This window comes from Planosporangium flavigriseum (assembly GCF_011947225.1).
Classification (GTDB): Bacteria; Actinomycetota; Actinomycetes; order Mycobacteriales; family Micromonosporaceae; genus Planosporangium; species Planosporangium flavigriseum.
On sequence record NZ_JAATVW010000050.1, the window covers coordinates 1 to 3352 of the forward strand.

At 70.9% G+C, this 3352-nt stretch carries 1 protein-coding gene; it reads right to left on the reverse strand.

Features of this window, described 5'->3' with window-relative positions; genetic code table 11:
- Positions 1-3352: condensation domain-containing protein (locus tag HC028_RS26730; RefSeq protein ID WP_168080212.1), on the reverse strand; the 3352-nt coding region annotated here is incomplete at both ends.

Here is a 3352-nt window from a genome sequence, read left to right on the forward strand (position 1 = left end):
CCACCGCCGGCAAACCGCCGATCGAACGCCAACCCCGCGATGTCCCGGTGCCGCACCGCGACGCCCTTGGGCACCCCGGTCGACCCCGACGTGTACTCGACATACGCCAGGTTGTCCGGGGCGACCGGCACCGCGGGTGCAACCGCGGGTTCGCCTGACAGGGACTCATCAGCGTCCATCACGACCAGGTCGCGCTCGTGGACGGTACGCGCCGTCGCCTCCCACGCCCGATCGGTCACCACCACCGTGGCGCCCGCTTCGTGCAGGACGAGCCGCAGCCGCTCCGCCGGGGCCCGGACGTCCAGCGGCAGGTAGGCGCCGCCGGCCTTCACGATCGCCAACACCGCCACCACCAGGTCGGCCGACCGGTCCACCAGCACGCCGACCCGATCCTCGGGGCCCACGCCCAGCCCGATCAGCCGGTGGGAGAGGCGGTTGGCGCGCGCGCCCAACTCCGCATAGCTCACCTCAACACCACCGCAGACCACAGCAGGCGCCTCCGGCGTACGGCGTACCTGCGCGGCGAACAACGCCGGCACCGTACCCACCGGCACCTCGCAATCGGTGTCGTTCCACTCCACCACCACCCGATCCCGCTCGGCCCCCGTCAGCAGTGCGAGGTCACCCAGCCGGCGGTCCGGGTCGTCGATGAACCCGTCCAGCAGCATCTCCAGGCTGCCGCCCAGGCGCTCAACCGTCTCCGCGTCGAACAGGGCGGGGTCGTAGTCGAGCGCGATCGACAGGTGCTCCGCCGGTTCGACCACGACGCTGAGCGGATAGTTGGTCGGCTCCAGGTCCTGTACCTGCTGGATGCGCAGTCCGTGCTCGGCGATGGCCTCGCCGTCGAACGGGTAGTTCTCGAAGACCACGATGCTGTCGAACAGGTTGGCGCCACCGGGCAGGCCGGTCCAGGTCTGCAGCTCGGCCAGCGACACGAACTCGAACCGGCGGGACTCGGACTGCTGTACCTGCAGGTCACGCAGCCACGACACCAGATTCTGGCCACTGTGGACAGCAACGCGGGTCGGCAGGGTGTTGATGAACATCCCCACCATCGACTCCACGCCCGCCAGGTCCGCCGGCCGGCCGGACACCGTCGTCCCGAAGCACACGTCCCGCTCGCCGCTGTAGCACGACAGCAACAGCGCCCACGCGCCCTGCACTACCGTGTTCACCGTCAGCCCGTTGTGCTGCGCGACCTCCCGCAGGCGCGCGAACCGCTCGGCCGGCATCGTGAGGTGCGCCCGCGCACCGGACTCCGCCCGGTGCGCCTCCACCGGCTGCCGGTCGAACGGCAGCGGGGTCGCCGCCTCGAAGTCCGCCAGCACCTGGCGCCAGTACTCTTCCGCCTCCTGCCGGTCGCGGTTGCTCAGCCACTGCAGGTACTCCCGGAAGGGGCGCCGGACCGCCGGGGCGACACCGTACCCGTGGACGGTCGCCGCGTACTGCTGGCACACCTCGCCGAACACCTGCGCCGCGCTCCACCCGTCGAGCAGGACATGGTGGAAGGTCCAGACCAGCAGGACTTCGTCGGCCGCGAGCGTGATGACCGCCAACCGCATCAACGGAGCGGTCGCGAGGTCGATACCTTCGGCGCGGTCACGGGCCACGAACAGCCTCGCCTCATCCAGGCGCTCGGCCTCGGACAGGCGGCTCCAGTCAAGATAGGTGACGGGTACGGCCACCTCGCGGCACACCACCTGCAGCGGCCGGTCGACGCCTTCCCACACCACCCGGCTGCGCAGGATGGGCGTGCGGTCGACCACCCGCTGCCACGCCGTACCCAGCTCGTCCGGGTCGCGAACGCCGGACAGCCGCAGTTGCACCTGGTTGAAGTACGCGCAGGACACGCCGTCGACCAGGCTGTGGAAGACCATGCCGGCCTGCATCGGGGTGAGCGGGTAGATGTCCTCGACGTCACGGCCGTCACCCGCGAGCCGGTCCACGCCGGCCTGGTCAAGACGGGCCAGGGGGAAGTCCGACGGCGTACGGCCACCGGCGCCCGGCTGCGCGCAGTGGGCGATGATCTCGCGGAGCGCGGTGCGCAGATTCTCGGCGAGGGCGCCGATCGTGCTCGCGTGGTGCAGGTTCTCCGAGTACGACCAGGTGAACTCCAGGCACCTGCGCTCGACCCGGCCGACGACGTCGAGCAGGTGTGCCCGGCCGGCGTCGGGGCTCGCCGCTCCGCCCAGACTGTCCAGCACGGTGTGGATGAGCCGGTCTTCGCCCGCCGGCCGGTCGAACTGGCCGAGGTAGTTGAAGCTGACCTGCGGCTGTCCGGCTAGACGGCCATCACCGGCCAGGTAGCGAAGAGCGCCGTAGCCGATGCCCCGGTGCGGAACCGCCCGCAGTTGCTCCTTGACCGCCTTGAGCGCCACGCCCCAATCGCCGCCCGAGACGCCGAGCGCCACCGGGAACATGCTCGTGAACCAACCCACCGTGCGCGACAGGTCCACGCCCCCGAACAGCTCCTCCTCCCGGCCGTGCCCCTCCAGGTCGACCAGCACCTTCTCCCGACCGGTCCACTCGCCCAGCACCCGACCCAGCGCCGCCAGCAGCACGTCGTCGACCCGCGTGCGGTACACCCCCGGCACGTCCTGCAACAACGCCCGCGTCTCCGCCGCATCCAGCCGGACGGTCACCGACCGCGCCGAAGCGACGGTGTTCGCGCCGTCGCCGTCGACCGGCACCGCGGCGTCACAGGCGACCCGGGACCAGTACCCGAGCTCGTCGTCGAACCCGCCGCCGGCCGCATGCTCAGCCAGCCGCTGCGCCCACTCCTTGAACGACGTCGTCTTCGACCCCAGGTCGACCGGGTCCCCACGCAGCGCCTGCGCGTACGCGCGGTCCAGGTCCTCCAGCAGAATCCGCCACGACACCCCGTCCACCACCAGGTGGTGCACCGCCACGAACAGCACCGGCCGGCGCCGGCCGCCCCGTACGAACAGCACGGCCTTCAGCAGTGGAGGACGCCCGAGATCGAAGCTCGCGTGAACCTCGGCGATGATCCGGTCCAGTTCGACCTGTTGCCGGTCACCGACTACATAGGAGAAATCACAGCGCCGGAGCACCGCTGCCGGCTCGACCGGCGCATTGACCTGCCGCCAGCTGCCGTCCTTGTACTCGAACCGCATCCGCAGCGCGTCATGGTGGACCAGCACGGCCTGGAGTGCTTGCCGGAGCGCCTGCTCGTCCGGCGCGCTGGACAGTTCGACCAGCACGGACTGGTTGAAGTGCTCCGGGCGTACGGTCTGGGTTTCGAAGAACCACCGCTGGATCGGCGTCAACGGCGCCTCGCCGGCCACCGGCCCCTGGTCGACGGTCTCCGCCGCCTCGGCAGCGGTGACAACGG